At 47.7% G+C, this 24,488-nt stretch carries 26 protein-coding genes; 19 read left to right on the top strand and 7 right to left on the bottom strand.

Annotation, left to right across the window (positions count from 1 at the left end; translation table 11 throughout):
- Positions 1 to 50 precede the first annotated feature (50 nt).
- Positions 51 to 1,319 carry a surface lipoprotein assembly modifier gene (locus MED92_RS05590; RefSeq protein WP_007020536.1) on the top strand — a complete coding sequence of 423 codons (1,269 nt, stop codon included), beginning with the start codon at positions 51 to 53 and terminating at the stop codon, positions 1,317 to 1,319.
- Positions 1,320 to 1,417: 98 nt separating this feature from the next.
- Positions 1,418 to 1,759 carry a hypothetical protein gene (locus MED92_RS18425; protein WP_007020535.1) on the top strand — a complete coding sequence of 114 codons (342 nt, stop codon included), beginning with the start codon at positions 1,418 to 1,420 and terminating at the stop codon, positions 1,757 to 1,759.
- 22 nt (positions 1,760 to 1,781) lie between these two features.
- Here the strand turns inward: MED92_RS18425 and MED92_RS05580 are convergent, their stop codons facing one another.
- Entirely contained in the window at positions 1,782 to 2,654 is an 873-nt protein-coding gene (locus MED92_RS05580) for a LysR family transcriptional regulator (RefSeq protein WP_007020534.1), read from the bottom strand.
- A gap of 101 nt (positions 2,655 to 2,755) precedes the next feature.
- Between MED92_RS05580 and MED92_RS05575 the strand changes: the two genes are divergently transcribed.
- The 7 genes from MED92_RS05575 (at position 2,756) to MED92_RS05545 (ending at position 9,506) form a co-directional block, all read left to right on the top strand.
- A complete protein-coding gene (locus MED92_RS05575) occupies positions 2,756 to 3,748 on the top strand; it encodes a YeiH family protein (protein WP_007020533.1) in 993 nt (330 codons plus the stop codon).
- Positions 3,749 to 3,872: 124 nt separating this feature from the next.
- Positions 3,873 to 5,219 carry an omega-aminotransferase AptA gene (aptA, locus tag MED92_RS05570; RefSeq protein ID WP_007020532.1) on the top strand — a complete coding sequence of 449 codons (1,347 nt, stop codon included), beginning with the start codon at positions 3,873 to 3,875 and terminating at the stop codon, positions 5,217 to 5,219.
- A 52-nt stretch (positions 5,220 to 5,271) separates the two neighbouring features.
- On the top strand, positions 5,272 to 6,765 hold the full coding sequence (locus MED92_RS05565; RefSeq protein WP_007020531.1) for a CoA-acylating methylmalonate-semialdehyde dehydrogenase: 1,494 nt from the start codon (positions 5,272 to 5,274) through the stop codon (positions 6,763 to 6,765).
- A 225-nt stretch (positions 6,766 to 6,990) separates the two neighbouring features.
- The gene (locus tag MED92_RS05560) at positions 6,991 to 7,293 is read left to right on the top strand and encodes a DUF4242 domain-containing protein (RefSeq protein WP_007020530.1); all 303 of its coding nucleotides are present in this window, start codon (positions 6,991 to 6,993) and stop codon (positions 7,291 to 7,293) included.
- Positions 7,294 to 7,306: 13 nt separating this feature from the next.
- Positions 7,307 to 8,533 carry a cytochrome-c peroxidase gene (locus MED92_RS05555; RefSeq protein WP_007020529.1) on the top strand — a complete coding sequence of 409 codons (1,227 nt, stop codon included), beginning with the start codon at positions 7,307 to 7,309 and terminating at the stop codon, positions 8,531 to 8,533.
- Between the two features lie 15 nt (positions 8,534 to 8,548).
- Positions 8,549 to 8,857: a DUF1330 domain-containing protein gene (locus MED92_RS05550; protein ID WP_007020528.1), complete on the top strand. Its 309-nt coding sequence runs from the start codon at positions 8,549 to 8,551 to the stop codon at positions 8,855 to 8,857.
- A complete protein-coding gene (locus MED92_RS05545) occupies positions 8,850 to 9,506 on the top strand; it encodes a Crp/Fnr family transcriptional regulator (protein WP_007020527.1) in 657 nt (218 codons plus the stop codon). Before MED92_RS05550 ends, MED92_RS05545 begins: the two co-directional genes overlap by 8 nt.
- Here the strand turns inward: MED92_RS05545 and MED92_RS05540 are convergent.
- Positions 9,503 to 10,120, bottom strand: coding sequence for a LysE family translocator (locus MED92_RS05540; RefSeq protein ID WP_007020526.1), 618 nt, complete (start codon positions 10,118 to 10,120; stop codon positions 9,503 to 9,505). The genes MED92_RS05545 and MED92_RS05540 overlap by 4 nt on opposite strands.
- A 117-nt stretch (positions 10,121 to 10,237) precedes the next feature.
- Between MED92_RS05540 and MED92_RS05535 the strand changes: the two genes are divergently transcribed.
- Positions 10,238 to 10,726, top strand: coding sequence for an Lrp/AsnC family transcriptional regulator (locus MED92_RS05535; protein ID WP_007020525.1), 489 nt, complete (start codon positions 10,238 to 10,240; stop codon positions 10,724 to 10,726).
- Positions 10,727 to 10,799: 73 nt separating this feature from the next.
- Here MED92_RS05535 and MED92_RS05530 read toward each other — a convergent pair whose 3' ends face one another.
- The 3 genes from MED92_RS05530 to dctP all read right to left on the bottom strand — a co-directional run bounded on the left by MED92_RS05530 (position 10,800) and on the right by dctP (position 13,924).
- Positions 10,800 to 12,101, bottom strand: a complete 1,302-nt coding sequence (locus tag MED92_RS05530; protein WP_007020524.1) for a TRAP transporter large permease — start codon at positions 12,099 to 12,101, stop codon at positions 10,800 to 10,802.
- Positions 12,098 to 12,802, bottom strand: coding sequence for a TRAP transporter small permease (locus tag MED92_RS05525; protein ID WP_007020523.1), 705 nt, complete (start codon positions 12,800 to 12,802; stop codon positions 12,098 to 12,100). The genes MED92_RS05530 and MED92_RS05525 overlap by 4 nt, the downstream gene beginning before the upstream one ends.
- Positions 12,803 to 12,904: 102 nt before the next feature.
- Positions 12,905 to 13,924, bottom strand: coding sequence for a TRAP transporter substrate-binding protein DctP (gene dctP / locus MED92_RS05520; protein ID WP_007020522.1), 1,020 nt, complete (start codon positions 13,922 to 13,924; stop codon positions 12,905 to 12,907).
- Between the two features lie 232 nt (positions 13,925 to 14,156).
- Between dctP and MED92_RS05515 the strand changes: the two genes are divergently transcribed.
- On the top strand, positions 14,157 to 15,074 hold the full coding sequence (locus MED92_RS05515; protein ID WP_007020521.1) for a LysR family transcriptional regulator: 918 nt from the start codon (positions 14,157 to 14,159) through the stop codon (positions 15,072 to 15,074).
- Between the two features lie 22 nt (positions 15,075 to 15,096).
- On the opposite strand, the gene MED92_RS05510 is transcribed toward MED92_RS05515, so the two are convergent.
- Together MED92_RS05510 and MED92_RS05505 are read right to left on the bottom strand one after the other, a co-directional pair.
- Complete coding sequence (locus MED92_RS05510) at positions 15,097 to 15,708, bottom strand: glutathione S-transferase family protein (protein ID WP_007020520.1); 612 nt, start codon at positions 15,706 to 15,708, stop codon at positions 15,097 to 15,099.
- A gap of 115 nt (positions 15,709 to 15,823) precedes the next feature.
- Positions 15,824 to 17,140: a hypothetical protein gene (locus MED92_RS05505; protein WP_238321490.1), complete on the bottom strand. Its 1,317-nt coding sequence runs from the start codon at positions 17,138 to 17,140 to the stop codon at positions 15,824 to 15,826.
- A gap of 196 nt (positions 17,141 to 17,336) precedes the next feature.
- On the opposite strand from MED92_RS05505, the gene hpaH reads away from it, so the two are divergent.
- The 8 genes from hpaH to MED92_RS05465 all read left to right on the top strand — a co-directional run bounded on the left by hpaH (position 17,337) and on the right by MED92_RS05465 (position 24,439).
- Entirely contained in the window at positions 17,337 to 18,140 is an 804-nt protein-coding gene (gene hpaH / locus MED92_RS05500) for a 2-oxo-hept-4-ene-1,7-dioate hydratase (RefSeq protein ID WP_007020518.1), read from the top strand.
- A gap of 20 nt (positions 18,141 to 18,160) precedes the next feature.
- Positions 18,161 to 18,967, top strand: coding sequence for a 4-hydroxy-2-oxoheptanedioate aldolase (gene hpaI / locus MED92_RS05495; protein ID WP_007020517.1), 807 nt, complete (start codon positions 18,161 to 18,163; stop codon positions 18,965 to 18,967).
- A 16-nt stretch (positions 18,968 to 18,983) separates the two neighbouring features.
- Complete coding sequence (locus MED92_RS05490) at positions 18,984 to 19,634, top strand: fumarylacetoacetate hydrolase family protein (protein ID WP_007020516.1); 651 nt, start codon at positions 18,984 to 18,986, stop codon at positions 19,632 to 19,634.
- 14 nt (positions 19,635 to 19,648) lie between these two features.
- A complete protein-coding gene (locus tag MED92_RS05485) occupies positions 19,649 to 20,422 on the top strand; it encodes a fumarylacetoacetate hydrolase family protein (RefSeq protein WP_007020515.1) in 774 nt (257 codons plus the stop codon).
- Between the two features lie 128 nt (positions 20,423 to 20,550).
- Positions 20,551 to 22,071: a 5-carboxymethyl-2-hydroxymuconate semialdehyde dehydrogenase gene (hpaE, locus tag MED92_RS05480; RefSeq protein ID WP_007020514.1), complete on the top strand. Its 1,521-nt coding sequence runs from the start codon at positions 20,551 to 20,553 to the stop codon at positions 22,069 to 22,071.
- A gap of 137 nt (positions 22,072 to 22,208) precedes the next feature.
- Positions 22,209 to 22,607: a 5-carboxymethyl-2-hydroxymuconate Delta-isomerase gene (locus MED92_RS05475; protein WP_007020513.1), complete on the top strand. Its 399-nt coding sequence runs from the start codon at positions 22,209 to 22,211 to the stop codon at positions 22,605 to 22,607.
- Positions 22,608 to 22,816: 209 nt separating this feature from the next.
- Entirely contained in the window at positions 22,817 to 23,830 is a 1,014-nt protein-coding gene (locus MED92_RS05470; RefSeq protein WP_007020512.1) for a TRAP transporter substrate-binding protein, read from the top strand.
- Positions 23,831 to 23,923: 93 nt separating this feature from the next.
- Positions 23,924 to 24,439, top strand: coding sequence for a TRAP transporter small permease (locus tag MED92_RS05465; RefSeq protein WP_007020511.1), 516 nt, complete (start codon positions 23,924 to 23,926; stop codon positions 24,437 to 24,439).
- Positions 24,440 to 24,488: the final 49 nt, after the last annotated feature.

The raw sequence follows: 24,488 nt of genomic DNA, 5'->3' as shown, positions 1-24,488 counted from the left end.
TTATACTCCCCCAAAACCCATTTTAATTGGGTAACGAAGGGGATTAAGGAATGAAAGCAACTAACGGGGTAAGTATCCTGTCTGGTGCTGTTTTGTCGATGCTAGCATCGACAGTTGTTACGGCAGAAACTAACGAAGAGTTTGATCCGGAAAAGTTTTTCAAACAGGGGATGGAAGAACGTGAAGCCGGTTCTCCGTATAATGCTATTGAATCTTTTCAGACTATCCTAAGTAACCAGCCTTCATTACACCGTGCTCGTCTTGAATTAGCGGTTGCGTATATGCAGACCCTTCAATATCAGGAAGCGGAAGCTCAGGCGCAGGAAGTCCTGAATGACCCGAAAACACCGCCGAGCGTGCGTGTATCTATCCTTGCATTCCTAGCGCAGTTGAAAAAAGATGCTGAACAACTAACACCACAGCATGAACATAAGTTCAATGTTACTGTAGGTGTACTACATGACAGCAATGTCAATGTGGGTCCGGGTAGTTCAGTAGTAGATATTAATGGTAGCCTGGCAACAATTAATACGCGACCTGTAGATGATAACGCGATGGTTTTATCTGGTAGTTATGATCATAGTTATCGTACCGGTAAGCCTATGCGTATTGGTCAGAAAACGGGCATGCTGTTCTGGCAGAGCGGTGCATCTATCTACCACCGTGGTTATGAGACCGAAGATGACTTCAATCTAGATGTTCTATCTGTTCGTACAGGTCCTGCGCTTGTAACTAATGGTAACTGGCGAGCAAACCTGGCCCTGCAGGGAGACCATATACGCCTTGGTGGTAATGAGCTTGCAAACTATATTAGCCTCCAGCCTTCGGTTACCTGGTCGTTTGATGCCAGTACTGAACTGACTGTTGATGCTGAATTTTCTGATCGTGATTTTGAACAGGCGAGCGATCAGGGTCGTGACTCCGACTATTACTCTCTGGGTATAGCGCTGGGTAAAGGTTACAAGAATAATACCATTGGTGTTCAAGCTGGCTTTGAGTGGTATGACAATCATGCCAAAGATACTGAGTATTCTTATGAGGGGTGGGAAGCATTTGTCGGAGCTAACTGGCAGATAAAGCCTACAACTAGTGTATTTGGTCGAATGTCGTACAGCGAATCTGATTACGAAGCTCCGGTTACCTTGATTAATAAAACACGTGACGACGAAGAGTGGCAGTGGATGTTTGGTGGCAAGCACACCTTTGGCAATGACTACGAACTGTCGGCATATTGGCTGAGAACAGTATCTGATTCTAACGTAGAGCTTTACGAATACAGCCGTAACCAGCTTTCGGTTAATATTGGCCGTAAGTTCTAATATTACCGGCGGAACACGTTCAAGAAAAAAGCACCCAATAGGGTGCTTTTTTTTGTGCTGGATTCTGTTACTGGTATTTAGCATATGAAGGTGAGTAAATGGACTCTGAAAAGTGCAAAATCAATTTTAAATGCCCAGAATCCTGGGGTGATCTAGATAAAACAGATGATCCATTGGTCAGGCAATGTGGCAAGTGCGCTAAGAATGTTCATTATTGTGCAACCGAGAGTGAATTAGAACTTGCCGATGAAGAGTGGTGTGTTGCTGTCCCTGTAGATATTGAAGATGGGGTGGCGGTCATGATGGGTGATATAGACTTTGCCGATTTTAAGGATCAGTTTTCGGAACCTCAGCCCGAGGACTTTGAACCAAAGCCTTGTGATATTGACGTGGATCCCTTAAATCAGTTTCTTGATGTGGAATCAGATGCTAAGAAGTAGTCATCTGCTCTAATGCTAGATGTTATGTAGCATCACCTAGTAAAGAGTGAATAAATGCTTCAACCAGCGGTGAGCTTAACTCCGGAGTCACGATGGAAAATCGTCGGCTAAGGTCCAACTCTGAACTTAACTCTACCAACCTTCCACTTTCTACATCTTCACGAATACTCAGCCTGGACAAGCATCCGATGCCGAGGTCTGCTTTTACAGACTGTTTAATCGCTTCCTGGCGATTCATGGCGAGAACGCTATTAATTTTTCCTCCCGCCTTTTGCACTGACTGATCGAATACATTGCGCGTCCCTGAGCCTGATTCTCTCAGTATCCAATTGAGCTTGGGGAGTTCATCCAGAGTAATGAACCCCGATTTTGCTAATGGATTTGTGGGGTGACAGAAAAGTGCAAGATCGTCTTCAAGCCATGGGGTTACCTTAAGTTTTGCTGGTGAGGCGGGGCCTTCAATCAGGCCAACTTGCGCCTGACCTTTCTCAAGCTTTTCAATAACGGAGCCCGTGTTGCCAATCAAAATCTCTGGTTTGACGTCCGGATGACAGCTAATAAATTTGGCAGTCAATTGCGGCAGAAGATAGCAAGCAATCGTCACGCTGGCCGCAACCCGTAGGGTCCCTTCAAGTTTTGATGTCTGAGGTTTTTCAATTTCAGTTAAAAGCGAAATCACCTGGCGAACTTTGGGTAAAAGATCCTCGCCTCTATCGGTGATTTGCAGCTCTCTTCCTAATCGGGTGAAGAGAGCATAGCCCAGGCTCTGTTCAAGTTCTTTTAGAGACTGGCTTGCTGCGGATTGGCTGAGTGCTTGTTCGTCAGCGGCCAATGTGAGCCGTTCCAGACGAGCGGTGGCTTCAAAGACCTTAAGTTGGCGTATAGATAAGCTCATTGTTCAGTTTTTCTAATGGTTGTAATTAAATATATCCATTATACTTATTCTTTGTTTGTCTGGAAAATGCCTCCCATTCTTAACCGTTATTGGAGAGCATTATGTCTCGTTTATTCCTTCTTCCAGCCATTGCTCTCATTGCGGTTTTGCTTTCCCAATATACACAGGTGGCTGAATATGGCCTAAGCGCTTTGCCGTTGGCTATTTTAATGGGAATGATTGTTGGTCAGCTTTCCTCGGCCGAATTATCGCAACGGGACCAGATAGTTACAGTGTTTTGTCAAAAACGTTGCTTGCGTCTCGGCATTATTTTGTTTGGTCTTAATCTAAGTTTTCAGCAGATCGCTAGTGTGGGAATGGAAGCCGTTTTTTTGAATATGATCGTTATCTGCGCTGTTGTTGCCTGTGGATTATGGTTAGGTGTGAAGTTATTAAAGCTGCCTCTTGAAACAGCAATTTTAATTTCGGCCGGTAGTGCGATCTGTGGTGCAGCGGCAGTGTTAGCCACAGATTCTGCAATCAAAGCCAAGCAGCAGCAGGTGACGGTTGCGGTTGCAACGGTCGTCCTGTTTGGGACATTAGCGATGTTCGCTTATCCGATGATATTTCCCTATACCCATCTATCTGAGCAGACCTTTGGTATCTACATTGGCAGTACGGTTCATGAGGTAGCTCAGGCGGTCGCTGCGGGGGAGTCAATTGGTCCCCAGGCACTGGAGTATGCTGTAGTTACAAAGCTCATCCGTGTCATGTTATTGGCCCCTTTTATTCTTGTGTTAAGCATCTTTTTGATTCGCCGTAATGGTTGCGAAGGAGGAGTGAGCTTTTTCAGCTGTGCCCATGCAATGCCATGGTTTGTGCTGGGCTTCATTCTGATGGCTGGAATGAATTCAATCGTTGATCTACCTGAAGTACTTCTCCAATCAGCTTCACAAGTGAGCCAGTTTCTCTTGGCTATCGCCATGGCTGCGCTGGGTGTTCAAACCCGAATCTCTCTTATTAGGCAAGCTGGGCCTAAACCCCTGTTGATGGCTTCAGGGCTGTTTATTCTGCTGCTGGCGGGTGGGTTGTTGCTCAACTACCTGCTGGTCTGATTTTTCTCATTTATGTTTAGTAAATGCTAAACATAGATCAAGAAAGTTTGAATTTAACTAAATTTAAGCGCGGCCATAATGACCTCATAGTCTGATCAATGCTGCAGAGTTATGAGGTAGCGATATGAATAATAAAAATGAAATCTTAAACCAGGCAGGTTTGTCATCTGAGCAGTTAGATGCGCACTGGATGCCTTTCACGGGGAACCGTGAGTTTAAAAAGAACCCAAGAATCATCACCGCAGCAGAAGGTAACTACTATACCTCTTCTGATGGTCGCAAGATCTTTGATGGTTTATCCGGCTTGTGGACATGTGGTGCGGGTCATAGCCGACCTGAGATCGCCGAAGCCGTGAGTAAACAGGTGCGCGAGCTTGATTACTCGCCGGCGTTCCAGTTTGGACATCCTAAATCCTTTGAACTGGCACACCGTATTACGGAGATGATGCCAGAAGGTCTTAATCGAGTGTTTTTTACCGGTTCTGGTTCTGAATCCGTCGAAACTGCTCTGAAGATCGCCCGTGCTTACTGGCGTAAAAAAGGTCAGTCCAGCAAGACTCGCCTGATTGGCCGCGCAAAAGGTTACCACGGTGTGAATTTTGGCGGTATTAGCGTCGGTGGCATTGCGCCTAACCGCGCGATTTATGGGCAAGGTATTGATGCGATTCATCTACCGCATACCCAGATTCCGGAAAACCGCTTTGTGCAGGGTTTACCTGAACATGGGGCTTCACAGGCTGATGAGTTGGAAAACCTTATTGCCACCCATGATGCTTCGAATATTGCCGCGGTCATTGTTGAGCCTCTGGCAGGTTCAGCAGGGGTGATTCCACCACCTAAAGGGTACCTGCAGAAGCTCCGTGATATCTGTAACAAACACGATATCTTGCTGATATTTGATGAGGTTATCACCGCGTTTGGCCGTATGGGCGCTAAGACTGGTTCAGAAGCCTTCGGTGTGACGCCCGATCTGATGACCACAGCTAAGCAGCTTACCAATGGTGTGATTCCAATGGGGGCGGTGATCGCCAAGCAAGAGATCTATGACACTTTCATGGAGACCGGCGGTCCTGATTATATGCTAGAGCTTCCACATGGTTACACCTATTCGGCCCATCCGGTGGCGTGTGCAGCGGGGCTGGCGGCATTGGATATTCTGGAGCAGGACAAGCTGATTGAGCGAGTCAACAGCATCGCTCCGCAGTTCCAGGAGATGCTGCATAGCTTAAAGGGAACCCAGTATATATCTGATATCCGTAACTTTGGCTTAGCCGGAGCGCTCACCATTGAGGCAGCACCAGGTGAACCCGCACTGAGACCTTTCCAGATTGCGATGAAGTGTTGGGAGAAAGGTTTCTACGTGCGTTATGGCGGCGACACTATTCAGTTGGGTCTGCCATTCACAACTGAAATTGACGAGATCGATAGCCTGATTAATGCATTAGGCGATTCGATATCAGAGCTGGATTAATCCATTCAACTTAATCCACACACAATAAATAAAGATTAAGAGTACTACTGATATGACAACCACAATTGGCCACCTGATTGACGGCGCAATGATCGATGATGCATCACGTGCGCAGGACGTTTATAACCCTTCAACTGGCGAAGTTTCTAAGCAAGTATCGCTTGCTTGCGCGGGTACTGTAGAGCGTGCGATTGCATCTGCTCAGGCAGCTTTTCCTGCATGGCGTGATACACCGCCTGCAAAACGTGCTCAGATCATGTTTCGTTTTAAAGCTTTGCTTGAGGCGAATGCAGATAAAATTTGCGAAATGATCGGTGAAGAGCATGGCAAAATTCACCACGATGCGATGGGTGAACTGATCCGTGGCATCGAAAATGTTGAATATGCTTGCGGTGTCCCTGAGCTGCTAAAAGGTGAGCATAGCCGTAACGTGGGTCCAGGCATCGACTCCTGGAGCGAGTTTCAGCCATTAGGTGTTGTTGCGGGTATTACACCGTTTAACTTCCCGGCAATGGTACCGTTGTGGATGTACCCAATGGCGATTGCCTGCGGTAACACATTTATCTTGAAACCTTCGGAGCGTGATCCGACGTCGACTCTGTTTATCGCGGAACTATTACATGAAGCGGGCTTGCCAAAAGGCGTCCTAAACGTGGTGAATGGTGATAAAGAAGCGGTAGATATCCTGCTAACAGATGAGCGGATTAAAGCGGTAAGTTTTGTCGGTTCAACGCCAATCGCAGAATACATTTACAGCACAGCTAATGCTCATGGGAAGCGTTGTCAGGCACTGGGTGGTGCTAAGAACCACGCAATTGTGATGCCGGATGCTGATATGGATAACGCAGTAAATCAGCTATTGGGTGCTGCCTTCGGTTCATCCGGTGAGCGCTGCATGGCCTTGTCTGTAGCGGTTGCTGTAGGTGATGAGGCTGCGGATACACTGGTTTCTAAACTGACTGAAGCGATGAAACCGTTGAAAGTAGGTGCTTTCAGTGAAAAAACCAATGATTTCGGTCCCGTGATTACCCGTGCTCATCAGGAAAAAGTAGTGGGTTATATCAACAGTGCTGAAGCCGATGGTGCCCAGGTCGTTGTTGACGGTCGTGCCCCAGCGGTAGCGGGTTATGAAAATGGCTTCTTTGTGGGGGCTACGCTGATCGATCGTGTGACTTCTGAAATGGTCAGCTACCAGGAAGAGATCTTTGGTCCAGTACTTCAGGTTGTTCGTGCGAACAGCATGGAGGAAGCGATGAAGCTAATTAACGACCATGAATACGGTAATGGCACGTGCATCTTTACCCGTGATGGTGAAGCAGCGCGCTACTTCTCTGATCACATTCAGGTAGGTATGGTGGGTATCAATGTACCTCTACCAGTGCCTGTTTCTTACCACAGTTTTGGTGGTTGGAAGCGCTCTCTGTTTGGTGATTTGCATGCCTATGGTCCGGATGCTGTTCGCTTCTATACCAAACGTAAAACGATCACTCAGCGCTGGCCATCCAGTGGGGTTCGTGAAGGCGTATCCTTCGCATTCCCAAGTTAAACCAGTTCTCCACTTAGCCGGAAGAAGTTCTTCTAAAGGCTCGTATTAAGGTCACTCAGCGGATATCTCTCATCCGCACTATGAGTGGTGCTTCCTTTGGCAGGTTGCGGTCTCCGTACCTGCCTTTTTTCTAGTTACTAATATCTCTTATGTAGCTTTTGTTACATACCCCTACCTGGCTTCGTAATAACCTGATCTCACATATTCACTATTGAGGTTAGAAAAATGCAAAAGATGAAGCTTTTTTTAGATACGCACAATGTTGAAAAACAAACATTTCCGGAAGATATCTCGTTAGAACAGTTCTCCACTTTTTATGAGGGTTATAAGGCTGCCTGCGAGCAAGAAGGTGTTGTTCCACTCAAAATATTTACAGGGGTTGAAGCAGGGCGAGCTTTTTGTCTGACCCTTGCGGAAACCCCGGAAGCTGTAAAGCGAGCACATGATCGAGTAGGGCTGCCTTTTGATAGTATTACCGAAGTTAAAAGTGTAACTCCCGGTGACCTGTTTTTCGCGGAAGCATCCTGAAGAGAGGCTTGTTATGGAAAACCTTCAGGTTAAGCCAAAAACAGTGATAGCAAAGCAAGTATCCATTGAGCAAAAATGGCTGGTACTGGTGGTTGTAAGCGGATTAGTTTTAATTCTTGGAATTAAAATCGGCGTATATTCCTTTCTAAATGCTGTGCCTGAAGGTTTTTTTAAATCGGCTCCAGCGATAAGAGGTGCAGGAACACCGGACCGGATACTAAGTCCGGAAAGATCGGCTTCTGATCGTTATCAATGGCAAACGCTCCCTGAGGAAATCCCTGTTCCTCTGGATAATCCCATGACACCGGCGAAAATAGAGCTGGGGAAGAAGCTGTTTTTTGATAAAAACCTATCTGCAGACCGTTCTTTATCTTGCGCATCTTGCCATGCTCTGGAGGCTAAAGCTGGTGCTGATGGGGCAGCTGTTTCTACCGGTATTTATGGGCAAATGGGCGATCGCAATGCGCCTACGGTATGGAATACTGCATTTCAGAAGTTGTTGTTCTGGGATGGGCGTGCAGGTAGCCTGGAAGAACAAGCCATACAGCCTTTTCTGAACCCAGTGGAGATGGGGATGCCCTCCGTCGGCTCGATTGAAATGAGGGTTCGGGAACAGCCTGAGTATATTGAGGCTTTCATGCGCGCCTACGCAGGTGAGAGTGATATCAGTATCGATAAGATTGTTAAGGCGATTGCCAGCTATGAAAGAACCTTGATCACCAGAGATACCCCTTACGACGCATTTGTACTGGGAGATAGGAATGCTTTAACACCGCAGCAGTTAAATGGCATGGTTTTGTTTGCTGATACGGGGTGTATTCATTGCCATTTTGGACCAAATTTCAGTGCGGCGAGTGTATTTAATGAGGGACAGGGATTAAGAGGTTTTCCCGCCAATCCGGAAAGGCTAAGCCAACAATACGCATTTATTGATAAGAATACACAATCCTGGCGTGTGCCTTCGCTACGCAATGTTGCTTTAACCGGACCGTGGCTGCATAACGGAGAGATCGATAATCTTCATGATGTTGTGAAAGTCATGAGCAAGGCGCAGTTGGCTAAGAGTGAAAAACGTATGTTTTTTTGGAATAAGAAAGAGCTGGACCGGTTAGAGAACCCAGATCTGACGGAGCAACAGGTTGATGATATTGTCGCATTCCTCCATTCTTTAAGTAGTCAGAAGTTAGTTAAAGCTAGAACAGAAGCAATGGCTACAAAAGTTTCTATTGAGCACCAATGACCAAAGGGATGAGGCATGAGTGGCTATATTATTTACCATTACAATATTCTTGATCAGGATCGTATCGAGGAATTAGGCCCTCTTTCGAAGCCCATTATAGCTAAATATGGTGGTGAGATTGTTGTGGGAAGTGGGGTTCGGGCCCTTGAAGGTGAACCATACAGCAACATGGTCATCTATCAATTCAATAGTATGGATGCTGCTAGGGCCTTTTATGAATCGAAAGAGGTGCAGCAGCTATCAAAATTGAGGCATTCAATTACTGAGGGAGTAGTTGTATTTGTACCAGGATTCTCACTTACACAAAGTCAGTCTGATGAATAAAACGCGCACTCTTGCAAATTTCCTGGACCTGTCCGAAGAGGGGCGTGCTCAATTGAAACAAGCAAGTCAGCTATTACGGGTCAAAAGACATGAGATAGCGGTAAGAAAAGGTAAGCAGGTCTCTGGTGCTTTTATTGTCACTCAGGGCTCTTTGCGAGTCTTTAGCTATATGCCAAACGGTTCAGAATCCACTTTCTATCATATCCGTCCAGGGGAAACTTGTGTCTTTGCGATTAACTGCCTGTTCAATCGATTACTTTATCCAGCCTGGGTGATGGCCGACGAAGATACTGACGTCTACATCGTCAAGGGTGGAGATTTCAAAGAACTGTTTAAGAAAGAATCATCAATACAGGACCTAACTATTTCAGCTTTATCGTCAGCTGTATTCAAATTGATGACCGAAGTCGAGCAGATTCAGGGCTGGACGCTGAGCCAAAGAGTCATCAACTTGTTGCTAAATCATGCGGATGATCAGGCTTGGGTGTATATGACCCAGCAAGATATTGCTGGCAGACTTGGTACGACCCGGGAGGTCATTGCAAGAATTGTTGCCGACCTATCTGCAAAAGGCTGGATCGCTACTGGCAGAGGTCGGGTACAGCTCTTAGACACTAATAAACTGAGTCAGCAATTCACTGCGTCTTAAGTTGCCAGTACCTTTACGCCGATCGCAACCATGGTGCCTCCTAGTACTCGATCAATCCAATGGCCTATCAGTTGAAATTTTCGATTAACTGAATCCGTTGAAAGCAGTAATACAACCAGCGCAAACCAACAGAAATGAATACCCATCAATAATGTGCCGTAAATACTCAACTCGGCGAGTGAGATATCTGGAGCGAGCACAAAAGTGAACAACGAAACATAATAGATAGGGGCTTTGGGGTTAAGCAGATCGCAGATAAAGCCTGCTCGAAAGCTCTTCAAAACACCTTTTGAATCTATGCTTTGCTGGTTTGATGCAGCTGCGCGAGGTTTTGCTTTCAGGCCCAGGATTCCAAGATAGATGAGGTAACCCCCGCCGAGCAACTGAATCGCAAGCAGTGCTTCGGGTGATTTGGCAATGATGGCAGCTAACCCTATCGCCGAGTAGGTAATATGAACTGATATTCCTCCAAGCGTTCCCACAAGCGTTATAAAGCCTGCTTTTCGTCCCTTACTAAGGGTTTCTTTAGAAATCAGTATGAAGTCGGGGCCAGGGGAGGCTGTAGCAATAAAATGTATGACCGCGAGCGCGAGTAGACCTTCCAGCATTTCCATCTTTGTTCCGTCTGAGTGTTAACTGTCTGCGGCTAAACAGTCTAGCTGGAGCGGCTGAAATTACCTTGCTAAATAAACTAATAACAAGTACTAATTTAAAGGAAAATTCTAATAAGGGTGCTTATTTTGAAAGAATATTCTCATGAAGAGTTAGATGAGACGGATCTTCTGATTCTTGACAAGCTTCAGTCCGATGCACGTATTAGTAATAGCGCTCTTTCGGAACAGGTTAATCTGAGCGAAACGCCTTGCTGGCGTCGCTGGAAGAAGCTTGAAGAGGACGGATTTATTGAGCAGTACCGCACGATTCTGGACCGGCGTAAGATGGGGTTTGGAGTGGTGGTTTTTATCCAGATTTCCTTTGCCGGCCATGATGTGGAGCTGACAGATCGCTTTGAAGAGCTAGTGTGCGAATATGATTGGATACAGATGTGCCACTGCGTGACGGGAAGCAATGATTATCTGCTTCAGTTGATCGCCCGGGATATGGATGAGTTCTCGCAACATATCACTCAGATTCGCCGGATACCGGGGGTTAACGCGATCCAGTCGCATATCTCGGTGAAGGAGATAAAAAACAGTTCAAAGCTTGCAATTAAACGATAAAAAAAGCACCACGCTAGGTGGTGCTAAAACAGAGATCCGGGCGGATCAGAGCGAAGAGATCTCACAAGGTGCGTTAGTAGCCCAGTAAGAGTTCAGGCAAGAACAGAGAAAGCTCCGGTACGAAAGTCACCAGGAACACCATAGGTAGGTGACCCAGGCAGAGGAATTTCACTGTGGGGGTTATGTACCGATCAAGCGATAATTTACTCACACCGCCTGCCATATAGAGCATCGGCGCACAGGGTGGTGAAACATTACCCAGCCCCAGATTTACCCCGACTACCGCTGCGAAATGGATCGGGTCTATGCCCAGTTCATTGATGATGGGCAGGAAAATAATCGCGGCAAGCACGCTTCCGGAAATGTCGTCCACGATCATGCCAATCAGTAGTAGTAGCAGGTTGATGAGCAAAAGCAGGACATATTTGTTCTCAGATACCTGGAGTAAAGCGTGAGCTAGGTCACGGGGTACCTGCTCCAGAATCATGGCGCGACTCATAATGAACAGGAAGAACAGAACCGCCATAATAGAACCGGTCATTGTGACGGCTCGTACGGTAACTGAACTCAGGCTTTTCAGTGTCATGCCTTTATAGATAAACAAGCCCACAGGAATCGCATAGATGACGGCAATCGCAGCTGCTTCAGTCGGTGTAGCTATACCACTGTAGATGGCGCCTAGGATAATCATCGGCATCAACAGGGCAAATACCGCATGATAGCCGGTCTTGGCGACCCCTTTCGCTGCTTGTTTAAATGGCAGAGGCTCATCCAGTTTGATGTCCTGGTTGTTGCGTAAAAACCACATGTTCAAAAGGCAGTACAGGATGGTGAGCAAGATCCCTGGAATAATTGTCGAGAGAAAAGCTGCGCCTACCGAGATGCCTCCAGTGATTGAAAAGACAATCATAGGGATGCTCGGCGGAATCAACAGTGCCAGAACTGATGAACATGCCACCAGTGCGGTTGCGTGGCCAGCGGGGTAACCCTCGCGTACCATTCGTGGAATCATGATCTGCCCAACCGCTGCTATAGCCGCAGAAGAGCTGCCAGAGATTGCGCCAAACAGAGCGCAGGTTAGTACGGTTACTGCACCCAGTCCGCCTTTAATTCGGCCGACAATCGAGTTTACAAAGTTAAGTAACCTTTCAGAGATCCCCCCTTCGGCCATCAGTAATCCGGCAAAGATAAACAGGGGCAGGGCTAGAAGGGCAAAACCACTAGCCGTTTTGAATCCGTGCGGAATCAGAAATGAGATGTTGTTTCCCGTTGTGAAAGCAAACAGTACGGCTCCAATGCCGAAGGCAAATGCAACCGGTATCTCAATAAGAATAAGGATGACGATAACGGCCATCGCAATTAGAAACAGGGTCATTGCACTTCCTCCTTCAGGTGCTTGGCTTGCTCTTCTCCTTCATGTTGTAACTCTTCCCTGGAGGTTCGACGCTGGCGCCAGCTGCGACGCAGATCGCGGAATTCATTAATCGTTTCAAGTAGAAAGTAACCGACCATCATGGCAAAGCCGACAATCATACTGGCGCTCCAGAAGCCTCGGGGCCAGCGCAGGTTGATACTCACCCGGCCACGGTCGATCTCTTTGAGTGCGTATTTGCAGGCAAAATAGCCGAAGATGATGGCGGCAATCATGCAGGTGATCGATCCAAAAAAACGGATGATATTGACTTTAAAGGGATCCTTCACGACCAAGCTGACAATACCGCCATGAATGTGTTCCCGTTCACGGGTTGCATAACCCATACCGAGAAAGTAGATCCAAACGGCGAGAAGAATCGAAAGCTCTTCTATGCCCGTAAAAGGTGATTCAAAAATGTAGCGCATGATGACCTGTGAGAACATCAGGAAAGCCAGGCCAAGGCCTGCGAGGAGCATCATGGTGCGAAACAGCCAGTTCAGCATTCGTTCGAAGCGCATTAGGTAGCTATCTAAACGATGGTTTGCTGATTCAGGTACTGCGTGAAGGTGAGGTGGGATTGGGTGCTTACTGAGATCCGGATCATAATCGTAGATCTTTGCGTCACCCACCGATTTTCGGGTAGTGTTCTTTTCTTGTTGCATGGTTCTGATCCTGGTTTTGTAAACAGGGGGTAGTACCAGCAGCGCTCCGATCTTGTGAACCGGAGGCTGCGGTAATACCAGGGGGTGTTACTTTTCTTTGGATCAGTTGATGCCAGCGATCTCGCGCATCATGCCCATGATTTCAGGGCCAACAATACCTTCCATGTAAGGCCATTCTTTCGCATAAAGCGCTTTCTTAGCCTTATCCAGCTGTTCAGGTGACAGCTCGACAACATTGATGCCTGCATCACGTACCTGATTCAGGAAACCTTCGTCAACAGACTGAGCTTCATCCCAGATCTTGTTAAGTGTGGTATCTGCTGCTGCCAGAAGTTTTGCGCGCTCATCAGCAGGCAGATCTTCCAGCCAGGATTTGTTAACTACCCAGAATGCATGCTCGAAGTAGTCACGGGTCAGAATGTAGGAAGACAGTACATCACGCATCTGCCAGATCTCTACGGATGGACCAAATGCACGACCATCAACTGTGCCTAGCTGAAGCGCGGTATAAAGCTCAGAGAATGGCATCGGTACTGCGGTGAAACCCCAGTTCTTGAAGCGCTCGATACCGATCGCAACCGGTGGTACTCGCATCTGGATGCCTTTAGTGTCTTCAGGGAAGTTGGTAGGTATACGGTCAACTCCCTTACGAATAGCTACGGAGCCGAAACCGGTTGGGATAGTACCCAGAGCAACCAGATCCAGGTCATCCATAATTTCGTTATACACATTGGTCATCTTGCCATTAGGGCCATAGACCTTACGTGCATCATCCCAGTTATCAACAACATAGCCCAACCATGACAGGTCAAGACGCTCATCAAATTCTGACGCAGCAAATGTCATGGACATAGGGATAACACCTTCCATGCTCTGCTCGAAAATTGAAGACCAATCGCCCAAGTCGCCGCCTGGATGGTAGTCGATAGATAGGTTTGAGCCTTGTGCTTTCAACTGCTCTGTAAAGGTAGTGGAAGCCAGGTGGAAGATATGATCAGTTGGATAGGCATGGGCCAGCATGAATTCTTCACCCGCAGTAGCGGACTGAGCTGCTGGAAGCGTTAGTGCTGTTGCCAGGGTGCACGCAGTTAGCGTTTTTTTGATCTTAGTAGTAATTGTCATAACGACCTCTAGTTGTTTTTTTGCGGTCAATTTCACTATTTGCTCTGGGCCAGCTGAGCGTTTAAATGGGTGCAGACTCAGTTGGACTGCTCAACTATGAATCAGCTCTTTGCTTGAATAAATTTGAAAATACTTTTATTCAGTTAAGTAATTACTAAACTAAAATCGGTAATGGTTGGGGTAAGCTCAGAAACCAGAGGTTGGTTCGCAGTTTTAAGTGGTGGAGCATGTAATGAAGAAAATGAAAAAAACCATCGGACAGCTCGGAGATATCGATCTGCGCATGCTGCGTATCTATAAGGTTGTTGTTGAGTGTGGTGGGTTCTCTGCTGCTGAGGTTGAGTTAAACATCACCCGATCTGCAATCAGCCTGGCGATGTCAGATCTGGAAGATCGACTTGGATTTCGTTTGTGTCAGCGTGGCCGTTCAGGATTTGCTTTGACTGAAGAGGGGCAGCAGGTCTATGAATATACGCTTGAGCTATTGTCCTCAATCGAAACCTTCCGTACCCAGGTCAACACCTTGCATACCCAGTTGATCGGTGAATTGAATATTGGCATCACCGATAACCTGGTCACTATGCCGAAGATGAAGATCACCAATGCATTGGCCGAACTGAAAAGGCAGGGGCCTGAGGTCGTTATCAATATACGTATGATTCCGCCCAATGAGATCGAGCTGGGAGTCCTGGACGGTAAGCTCCATGTGGGGATGGTGCCTACACTGCGTTCGCTCTCTGGATTGAGCTACCAACCGCTTTATGAGGAACGTTCAAAGCTCTACTGCTCAGATGAGCACCCGTTGTTTGATGCAGAGGGTGATATCGATCTGAAGGCCTGGGATGCGGTAGCGCCGGCTTATGCACAAACACCAGAGATCAAAACCTGTTATCAACAGCTCAAGGCTACCGCTACCGCCACCGACCGTGAAGGTGTTGCTTTCCTTATTTTAACGGGAGAGTACATAGGTTATCTGCCAGAGCATTTTGCCCAGCGCTGGGTTAAAGAAGGGCGAATGCGCGCACTCAACCCGGAAGAACATCATTATGAAACTCAGTTTTCGGTGATTACACGTAAAGGGGCCCGATCCAATCTAGTGCTGGAAACCTATCTGGAAAATCTGGATGTGGGAGGGACAGAGCCGGTATAACCGGCTCTGTGTAAATCGGTGATTAAGCTTTAGCGTTAACTGTTTGCTGTGCTTCTGATTTAATCTGACGTTTGATCCAGGCATCAACATTTGGGAACTGCTTAAAGTTGTAGCCTACCAGTTTCGCCCAGGAAAGAATGGTTGCACCGTGAATATCCGCAACAGTACGTTGCTCGCCTGAAACAAATTCACGACCTTCTAAACGTGCGTTCAGAATAGGCAGGTTTTTATCCAGTTCAGCCTGAGCACGAAGGATAACTGCTTCATCGCGGAGATCTTCCGGTACAAATTTGTGCTGGATAAACAGGTCCAGGGCAAATAGTTCAAGCTGATTGGCTACAAACAGAGACCAGCGGTAGATATCTGCGCGACCTTCGGCAGAGTCACTCCAAAGCTGACCATTGCCATACTTATCGACCAGATAGAACATGATTGCCTGTGTTTCCCACAGCACCAGATCACCATCAACCAGCGTAGGTACTTTGCCGTTAGGGTTCAGTTCCAGATAGTCGTCCTGTTTGATCTCCTTACCTTTTGGCAGGTGAGGAATGTACTCGTATTCCAGTCCAAGTGTTTCCAAAACGCACATTACCATACTGGCGCGGGAGTAGACGCTACCGTAAACCTTGATCATGTTGATAATCCTGTCGTAATTAATATGTTAATTATATGCTCAGGCGATAACCTGTTTTTGTTGACCGCTAAACTAAGCTATCTGCGGTTCAGGTTCAACAGTGATTTAGGAACCTCTACTGTACGCCTAGCGCTTGCATGATAAACAATGTGCCAATACCCACGGCGAGCATCAGCAGTGTAAAAGGCAGCTGATTGCGAAGAATCTCTTTACTCCGGCAGCCATAACGGGCTCGCAGAATCATATTCGTGCCACTAAACACACTGGTATACATCGACAACGCTGTCGCATAAATATAGGTTACGCCCATGATCGTTGGGGTGGTGGTGACATCAGCCAGCAGGCCCGCAAAGATAGCCACAACCGCAAGCTGGTTGATCCCGAGTGAGGCGATCATCACAATGGCGATCAAACAGATTGATGCGACCATCGCATTCGTCTCTGTAAAAGGAAGGCTGATAAGGCCGACACCGATGCAGGCTTTTACCCCTGCCGCTAAAAGCCCTGCGCAGAGGAATAGTGAGATCTCTGTGCGACTCTCACTGATCCGTTCAAATACCTGTAGCTTCAGCACTTGGCCGCCTTCAGCCATTCCTTTCTGGCCGCTCACGATCAGTAACGGAATCAAGACCGCAACGATCGATACCAGAATGACCGTTGAGGTACCCGGAAATAACCATGTCATTAGCAGCACACTGCTGATTAGCATAATGGGTAGGTGGAGGGTCGCCATCTTCATAGGATACCCCTGGTAGTTATCAAAACGGCTCTGATAACGGAAGCGCGCCTCCAGAATCGTTAGCAGCAGGCCGGTGATAGCCAGTGGGATCGAATAGGGGTAGATGTTGGTGACATACGCGCCGGGAACCTGCTCAAGTACCAGTGGCGTGATACTCAAAAAGGGTGACCATAAAACCGAGAGGCTGAAGCCGCGAGCAAGAATACTTTGTGAGAGCCTGTCCACTGTCCCATTGCGTTGAACCTGGTCGCCAACTACAGGTAGCGCGGAAAAATTGGCTACTGATGAGAAGAAATGCATGCCCAAAAAGGTACTTAGATAGCTCTTCAGGCCTTTACTGGTTTGGCTGGCCTGGGGTTTGATGGCCAGGCCAATAAAGCTGATCGCCGTTAACAGCATTGCCAGTTTCAGGTGTTCATCGAGTAATTCAAGCAGTGTGGTTTCAGAGCCGTAGCTCCAGGCAAGTATCGAGAACAGCATACCTGCAATCCCAAGCGCCAAAATAAGCGGGCGTTGTTTGGCTTTGAGTCGCGGTATTTCAATAGCGACGAACAGCCAGCCCAAAACAGTTGCCGCGGCTGCTAGATTGAAGCCGATAAAGTAATCACTTAATGCCAGCCCCCACATGGAAAACAGGATGGGCCCCGAGATTTTGCTACCTGGCCAGTAGGTTTGGGCTTTATTAGTAAACACCGAACTATTCATCTGCTGCCTTATAGTGTGGGCGCTCAAGTGTACCCGCTGGAAAAAATAAAAATAGGCTGGAATTTTGTTAATATATTAAGTATATTGTAGTTAACATGTTACTTATGTTCCAGTCATAAGTATAAGAAAAGCTTCAGGCCGGGCTGTGATCCAGCTGGGCTCAGGTAAAGAAACGAGGACGTTTATGTTAACTCCGGAACAGATTAAGAACGCAGCGGATCGCCTTTATAAAGCTGAAAAAGAGCGTCAACAGATTCCAGCACTGACACTGGAATACACTGATATGACGATGGATGACTCTTATAAAATCCAGAAAGCCTGGGTTGATCGCAAGATCGAAGAGGGTGCATCTGTTAAAGGTTATAAAATTGGCCTGACATCGCGTGCAATGCAGATGGCGGTAAATATCGATCAGCCTGACTACGGTGTTCTGCTGGACGATATGTTCTTTGCCGATGGTGCAGAGATCAATGTATCTGACTTCCTGGATCCTCGTATTGAAGTCGAGTTGGCGTTTGTCTTGAAAGATCGCCTGGAAGGTGAAAACGTAACGATCTTTGACGTTTTGAACGCAACAGATTACGTCATTCCTTCCATCGAACTGATTGCAGCTCGCTGCCACCGTACTGACCCTGAAACAGGTTATACCCGAAAAGTTCTGGATACGATCGCAGATAATGCCGCGAATGCTGGCATCATTATGGGTGGTCGCCCGATGAAACCAATGGATTTCGACATGCGTTGGGCGGGTTGTCTGCTATATCTGAATGGTCAGATCGAAGAAACAGGTCTGGCAGCAGGCGTACTGGGTCATCCTGCAAACGGTATCTGCTGGGTATGTAAGCGTTTCGCGCCACATGGTGTAGCGCTGGAGCCGGGTCAGGTTATTCTGGCGGGTTCTTTCACACGTCCGGTACCGGTTAAAGCAGGTGACACAATTCACGCAGATTACGGCCCATTGGGTGGTATCTCTGTGAAGTTCGTTTAATAGTACTGGAGCGCTTCAGAATGGATCTTCCGGTAAACAAATTTAAGCAGGCTCTCAAAGGTGATAAACCGCTTTGGGGTTTATGGCTGGGTCTTCCCGATTCGACCTGCGCTGAAATCGTGGCAGGTTCGGGGTTCGATTGGCTGCTAATCGACAGCGAACACGCACCGTTTGAGTTAGATTCCACAATGCGTCATCTGCAGGCGATTGCGCCATACGGTGTGCCAGCCATTGTTCGCCCGGAAGAGGGGCGCACAGCCTTGCTGAAGCGCCTGTTGGATATCGGTGCTCAGACTGTGCTTGTTCCAATGTGTGACACGGCTGAACAAGCACGCGAACTGGTTAAAGCAGTGAAATATCCACCGCAAGGCGTTCGCGGTCTGGGTAGCTCTCTGGCCCGTGCGGCAAACTGGAACCGTATTCCGGGTTACCTGCAGAAAGCTAATGATGAGATCTGCCTTATCGTACAGGCTGAGACCGTCACCGCGATGGAAAATCTGCAAGAGATCGCGGCGGTTGAAGGGGTTGATGGTGTCTTTATCGGGCCATCTGATCTTTCTGCTTCGATGGGGCATATAGGTAACCCTGATCACCCTGAAGTTGTTGCTGCGATCGAAGGTGGTCTGAAAATTATTAATGATGCAGGTAAAGCTGCTGGTCTTCTGTGTATCAATCCGGCTAAAGCGCACAACTATGTTGAGAAGGGCGCTAAGTTTGTAGGTATTGGTGTTGATACGTTGTTGCTGAGTAACGCAGCGAAACAGTTGGCAGAAAGTTTCAAATCCGGCGAGAACAAAGCTGATGCAGCGGGTTCTAGCGGATATTAATTTTAGGTAGAGAACAATGACTGACAATCCAATCGTAAAAGGTAAGTTAGTTTGTGTTGCGCTGAACGATGCTGATCAGTTCGAAGCAATGCAGGCAGAATTTAACGAAGCGCCATACAAAAGTGCGCCGACTCAGCCGGTTCTGTATTTCAAGCCGCACAACACCTGGAGCACTGAAGGTGCTGAAGTCGAGTGGGCTGCTGATGCCGATAGCATGGTTGTTGGTGCATCCCTGGCTGTTGTATTCGGTAAAGAGTGTTGCCGTGTAAGTCAGGAAGAAGCGCTTGAGTATGTAGGTGGTTACACACTGGTTCATGATTTCTCTCTGCCAGAGAAAAGCTACTACCGTCCGGACATTAAAGGTAAGTGCTTGGATGGAAGCGCACCCATCGGTGCTGCTGTTTTAACGGCTTCTGATGTTGCTGACCCGCAGGCGCTGTCTGTTGTCACTAAAGTAAACGGTGAAGTTGTCAATGAGATGCCTGTTGCACGCACAGTGCGTGGTGTTGCTGAACTGATCAGCACTATCTCTTACATCATGACTCTGCAGCCTGGTGATGTGATCGCTGTTGCTTTCCCTGGTAACCGCGCACCAGTTAACAAAGGTGACAAAGTAACATCTGAGATTGCTGGTGTTGTGTCTTTGAACAACCAGCTGGGTCAATAAGAGGAGCTTAAAACATGAAACACGCACGCGTACTTTTTAACGGCTCCGAACTGGCTGTAACAGTAGAAGAAAACGGTCAGCTGAAATCTAAGGCAGATGGTCAGCTGATCAATGAAGCAGATGTTCAGTGGTTATGCCCTGTTGAAAACCCAGGCACGATCTTCGCGCTGGGTCTGAACTATGCGGACCATGCTCGTGAATTGGCGTTTGAGCCACCAAAAGAGCCACTGGTATTCCTGAAAGGGACTAACACCCTGACAGGTCACAAGCAGAATGCTTATCGCCCTGACAATATCGAATTCCAGCACTATGAGTGTGAGCTGGTGGCCGTAATCGGTAAAGAAGGTAAGAACATCTCACGTGAAGATGCAATGGATTACGTAGCGGGTTACACCGTATGTAACGATTTTGCGATCCGTGATTACCTTGAAAACTACTACCGTCCAAATCTGCGTGTTAAGAGCCGTGATTCACTGCTACCGATCGGTCCTTACGTTATTGATAAAGAAGATGTGGGTGATATCACCGATCTGCGAGTAACAACGCATGTAAACGGTGAACTGACTCAGGATGGAACAACTAAAGATATCATCTTCGATGTTCCTTTCTTGGTTGAATACCTGAGTAAAATCATGACCCTGAAGCCAGGTGACATGATCGCAACAGGTACACCGGAAGGTCTGAAAGATATGCAGCCAGGCGACAAGGTTGTATGTGAGATCGAAAAAATTGGTGCTCTGGAAACTTACATCGTTTCCGAGCAGGAATTCTACGGCGATAAGTACTAATCAGTATTTGAATCGTTGAACAATACCCCGGCATATAGTGTGCCGGGCGTATCTGAACCAAATTGCAGCCTGAAGTGAGATGAGTGTTTAAACCTCGCAGCTTCGGGCGAGAAGAGTGGAGAAGACAGATGAGCGAACAGCTGCAAGAGAATATCGCAAAAGCAGAAGGCTACCTGGCGCGTTTTAAAGAAAACACACTGGGCCATTACATCAATGGTGAGTGGACGCTGGGTCAGGGCGAAACATTTGATAACACAACTCCTTTCGACCAGAGCTTCTTGGGCAAAGTAGCAGCGGCTACAGAAGCTGATGTAAATGCTGCTTGCGAAGCGGCAGAAGCGGCTGCGGCTGAATGGGCTGCTACACCAGGCGCTGAGCGTCGTAAAATTCTTCACCGCCTGGGTGATGAGCTGGAAAAACGCGCAGAAGAGATTGCGATGGTTGAGTCTATGGACTGTGGCCAGGCGATCCGTTTCATGCGACAGGCTGCTGTGCGCGGTGCTGCTAACTTCCGTTTCTTCGCTGACCAGGCTCCTGAAGCGCGTAATGGTCTGTCTCTGCATCAGCAGGAGCACACTAACTACACGGTTCGTAATCCAATTGGCCCTGTGGCTGTCATTACGCCATGGAACACACCATTCATGCTGTCGACCTGGAAAATTGCTCCAGCACTGGCAGCGGGTTGTACTGTTGTGCATAAGCCAGCTGAGTTGAGCCCTCTGACTGCGTCTATCCTGGCTGAGTGTGCTGAAGCTGCTGGCCTACCAAAAGGCGTTTGGAACATGGTTAATGGTTTCGGTGCAGTTGCAGGTAAAACGCTGACTGAACACCCTGCTATTAAAGCGGTTGCGCTGGTAGGTGACTCTGCGACAGGTAAACTGATCCAGGCTCAGACAGCCCAAACGCTGAAGCGTTTGCATCTTGAACTGGGTGGTAAGAACCCGGTAATCGTATTTGACGATGCTGATTTTGACCGTGCGCTGGATGCGGTTGTGTTCATGATCTACAGCCTCAACGGTCAGCGTTGCACAAGCTCTAGCCGTCTGCTGGTTCAGAGCGGCATTAAAGATAAGTTCCTGGCTGCCCTGAAAGAGCGTGTTGCTAACATCAAAGTGGGACACCCGCTAGATCCTGCAACAGAAGTAGGTCCTCTGGTTCATACCGGTCACTACGATAAAGTAACTAGCTACTTCGAAATTGCCAAAGAAGATGGTGCGACCGTAGCGGTAGGTGGTAAGTCTCTGCGTGATGAGATGGGCCCAGGTAACTTCGTTACACCAACTCTGTTCGTTGAAGCGAAAAACAGCATGCGTATCGCTCAGGAAGAGATCTTCGGTCCAGTACTGACAGCAATCGAATTCGAGACTGAAGAAGAAGCGGTGAAACTGGCTAATGAGACTATCTACGGTCTGGCAGGTTACATCTGGACTTCTAACACTGGTCGCGCAATGCGTATGGCCGACAAAGTAGAAGCGGGTATGCTTTGGGTTAACTCTGAAAACAACCGTAACCTACCTTCACCATTTGGTGGTGTGAAGATGTCTGGTATCGGTCGTGACGGTGGCGACTGGAGCTTTGACTTCTACATGGAAACCAAAAACGTGTGTATCGCTCATGATACTCACCGCGTTCCTGTACTGGGCCGCTAAGACATTCAGCCCTCTGGATACTCTGGCCAGAGGGCTGCTTAAAGCATCTATTGTTCGATAGTGCATTCCGTGGCTTTTTCGGCTGCTGATTAAGCCACGGCTTTTTACTGCGAACAGACTAAAAGAGGAGACATCGAATGCCGCACTTTATTATGGAATACTCTGCGAACCTCGATGACGATCTTGATATCCCATCATTGTTCGAGAAGCTCAATGAGACGGCGATTGCGACAGGTGTATTCCCGATTGGCGGAATTCGCACCCGTGCAGTACGTTGTGAGCATTTTCGTGTAGGAGAAGGTGATCCTGAAAACACCTTTGTTCATCTGACTGCGAAAGTAGGTGCCGGGCGCGAGCCAGAAGTCCTTAAAGCTGCGTCAGACAAAGTATTTGAAACGTTCACCGAACAACTGCAGCCAATCTTTGATCGCCGCTATATGAGTATCGGTTTTGAGATGATCGAGCTGCACCCTGAACGTAATTATCGTAAGAACAACATCCATGAGAAGATCGCTAAGATGAAAAATGATGCGTAGACATCATTCATCTTAATTCTCATCAGCCAGCGCTCTCAATCATAGTCCCCATAAAGAGGGAGGGGGGAGTGTTGGCTTAAAAACCGCGAAGCGGTTTCGACAGAAGGCCTGAATCAACAATTTAATGGATATAGCTGTGTACCCGGAGCGCACAGAATTAATTACTTAATATATTCATTTTCTCTGTTGATTGGTAAGAGGAAGCAAAAATGAGCTTAAAGAAAGTACTCGCTATTGGACTGTTCATGGGTATAGCTGGACAGGCACTAGCTGAAACGACATTGCGTGTCGGTAGCTGGCTGCCACCGACTCATCCGCAAAACACAGTGGTATGGCCTACCTGGTCAAAGTGGGTTGAAGAAGCTACAGACGGTCGCGTAAAGGTTGTTGTTGAATATGGCCTAGGCCATCCAAAAACCATGTTCGAGCTGGTGGAAGACGGTGTTGTTGATGCCGCTTTCAGTTTTCATGGTTATGTACCGGGACGATTCAAACTCACCCAGGCTGTTGAGCAGCCAATGTTAGGCGCAAGCGCAGAGGCGGCTTCTGTTGCTCACTGGCGTATTCATCAAAAGTACTTCGCACAAGCAAATGAACATGACGGTCTGGAACTGATTGGTTTGTTCACCCACGGACCTGGTCAGGTTCATATGGCCAAACCGGTCGAAAAATTCTCTGATCTGAAAGGCAAAAAGATCCGCTTAGGTGGTGGTGTACAGGCTGAACTTGGTCACCGCATGGGCGTCACGGCGGTAGGTGCACCCGCACCGAAAGTTTATGAAATGATGCAGCAGGGTGTTATCGACGGGGTGTTTATCCCGATGGTCGATCAGAAATCCCTGCGTCTGAAAGAAGTGGCGAAAAACGTGATCGCGTTACCTGGCGGTATGTACCTGGGCAGCTTTGCTATCTTCATGAACCCCGATTTCCTTGCCGATCTGGATCAAAAAGACCGTGACGCAATTTTGAGCGTATCAGGCGAAAAACTGTCGGCAATGGCCGGTAAAGCCTGGGATGACGGTGATAAGGCTGGTATCGAAGCTGCTAAAGATGCAGGTGTAAATATCACCTTTGTAAAAGAGGGTGATGCACTGGCGCATGAATTCAGCGCGCTGACTCAAGGTATGGACGCTGCCTTTATCAAGTCTGTAGAGAGTCGCGGTGTGGATACTAAAGCGGCGCTGACTGAGCTTCGCCAGATTGCCGTTACTTATAACAAGTAACAGATAAACATGGCTGCAACGCTAACTGTGTTGATAGCCAGGCTGATGCCAGGGAAGGCGTTGGTGTATTGATTTCGAACATCAGGAGGCTATATGGCTTTATCTACCTGGATTCAATCACACTACGAAGAGCAAGGTCCGGTAGCGTGGGTGGCGTTCCTATTGGAGCTGATTGCTGCGTTAACACTTTTCTTCTTAATGGCACTGACCTGTGCCGATGTATTTGGTCGATATTTTCTGGACAACGCAGTTGACGGTACGACTGAGCTTACCGAAATGGGGATAGCTATCCTGGTCTTTGCCGAGCTGCCTATCGTGACATGGCGTGGAGGACACGTTGTTGTCGATATTCTTGACAAGATGTTGGGTAACACTCTGATTAAGGTGTTGGGTTTATTCTCAGCGTTCCTAATGTCGACCTCCCTCTATTTCCTCGCTGTACGTATCTACGAACTGGCGGCTCGTTCACATCGCCGTGGCGAAGTGACTGAGTATCTGCAGATGCCGGTCGGCTATATCGTTGAATATATCGCGGTCATGAGTTGGGTAACGGCCGCAACCATGATCACATATGGCGTATACAAGCTGTTTGTTTCATCACGAGACTAATCAGGTAAGTACAGGAGATTTTATATGATTACTGCATTAATGGGTTTCG

Origin of the sequence: Neptuniibacter caesariensis (assembly GCF_000153345.1) — a bacterium.
Classification (GTDB): domain Bacteria; phylum Pseudomonadota; class Gammaproteobacteria; order Pseudomonadales; family Balneatricaceae; genus Neptuniibacter; species Neptuniibacter caesariensis.
This window is presented reverse-complemented; position numbering and strand designations above follow the sequence as displayed.

Bases quoted from the DNA above. Each gene is read 5' to 3' on its own strand.
- MED92_RS05590 (WP_007020536.1), top strand. From the start codon at position 51: ATGAAAGCAACTAACGGGGTAAGTATCCTGTCTGGTGCTGTTTTGTCG.
- MED92_RS18425 (WP_007020535.1), top strand. From the start codon at position 1,418: ATGGACTCTGAAAAGTGCAAAATCAATTTTAAATGCCCAGAATCCTGG.
- MED92_RS05580 (WP_007020534.1), bottom strand. From the start codon at position 2,654: ATGAGCTTATCTATACGCCAACTTAAGGTCTTTGAAGCCACCGCTCGT.
- MED92_RS05575 (WP_007020533.1), top strand. From the start codon at position 2,756: ATGTCTCGTTTATTCCTTCTTCCAGCCATTGCTCTCATTGCGGTTTTG.
- aptA (WP_007020532.1), top strand. From the start codon at position 3,873: ATGAATAATAAAAATGAAATCTTAAACCAGGCAGGTTTGTCATCTGAG.
- MED92_RS05565 (WP_007020531.1), top strand. From the start codon at position 5,272: ATGACAACCACAATTGGCCACCTGATTGACGGCGCAATGATCGATGAT.
- MED92_RS05560 (WP_007020530.1), top strand. From the start codon at position 6,991: ATGCAAAAGATGAAGCTTTTTTTAGATACGCACAATGTTGAAAAACAA.
- MED92_RS05555 (WP_007020529.1), top strand. From the start codon at position 7,307: ATGGAAAACCTTCAGGTTAAGCCAAAAACAGTGATAGCAAAGCAAGTA.
- MED92_RS05550 (WP_007020528.1), top strand. From the start codon at position 8,549: ATGAGTGGCTATATTATTTACCATTACAATATTCTTGATCAGGATCGT.
- MED92_RS05545 (WP_007020527.1), top strand. From the start codon at position 8,850: ATGAATAAAACGCGCACTCTTGCAAATTTCCTGGACCTGTCCGAAGAG.
- MED92_RS05540 (WP_007020526.1), bottom strand. From the start codon at position 10,120: ATGGAAATGCTGGAAGGTCTACTCGCGCTCGCGGTCATACATTTTATT.
- MED92_RS05530 (WP_007020524.1), bottom strand. From the start codon at position 12,101: ATGACCCTGTTTCTAATTGCGATGGCCGTTATCGTCATCCTTATTCTT.
- MED92_RS05525 (WP_007020523.1), bottom strand. From the start codon at position 12,802: ATGCAACAAGAAAAGAACACTACCCGAAAATCGGTGGGTGACGCAAAG.
- dctP (WP_007020522.1), bottom strand. From the start codon at position 13,924: ATGACAATTACTACTAAGATCAAAAAAACGCTAACTGCGTGCACCCTG.
- MED92_RS05515 (WP_007020521.1), top strand. From the start codon at position 14,157: ATGAAGAAAATGAAAAAAACCATCGGACAGCTCGGAGATATCGATCTG.
- MED92_RS05510 (WP_007020520.1), bottom strand. From the start codon at position 15,708: ATGATCAAGGTTTACGGTAGCGTCTACTCCCGCGCCAGTATGGTAATG.
- hpaH (WP_007020518.1), top strand. From the start codon at position 17,337: ATGTTAACTCCGGAACAGATTAAGAACGCAGCGGATCGCCTTTATAAA.
- hpaI (WP_007020517.1), top strand. From the start codon at position 18,161: ATGGATCTTCCGGTAAACAAATTTAAGCAGGCTCTCAAAGGTGATAAA.
- MED92_RS05490 (WP_007020516.1), top strand. From the start codon at position 18,984: ATGACTGACAATCCAATCGTAAAAGGTAAGTTAGTTTGTGTTGCGCTG.
- MED92_RS05485 (WP_007020515.1), top strand. From the start codon at position 19,649: ATGAAACACGCACGCGTACTTTTTAACGGCTCCGAACTGGCTGTAACA.
- hpaE (WP_007020514.1), top strand. From the start codon at position 20,551: ATGAGCGAACAGCTGCAAGAGAATATCGCAAAAGCAGAAGGCTACCTG.
- MED92_RS05475 (WP_007020513.1), top strand. From the start codon at position 22,209: ATGCCGCACTTTATTATGGAATACTCTGCGAACCTCGATGACGATCTT.
- MED92_RS05470 (WP_007020512.1), top strand. From the start codon at position 22,817: ATGAGCTTAAAGAAAGTACTCGCTATTGGACTGTTCATGGGTATAGCT.
- MED92_RS05465 (WP_007020511.1), top strand. From the start codon at position 23,924: ATGGCTTTATCTACCTGGATTCAATCACACTACGAAGAGCAAGGTCCG.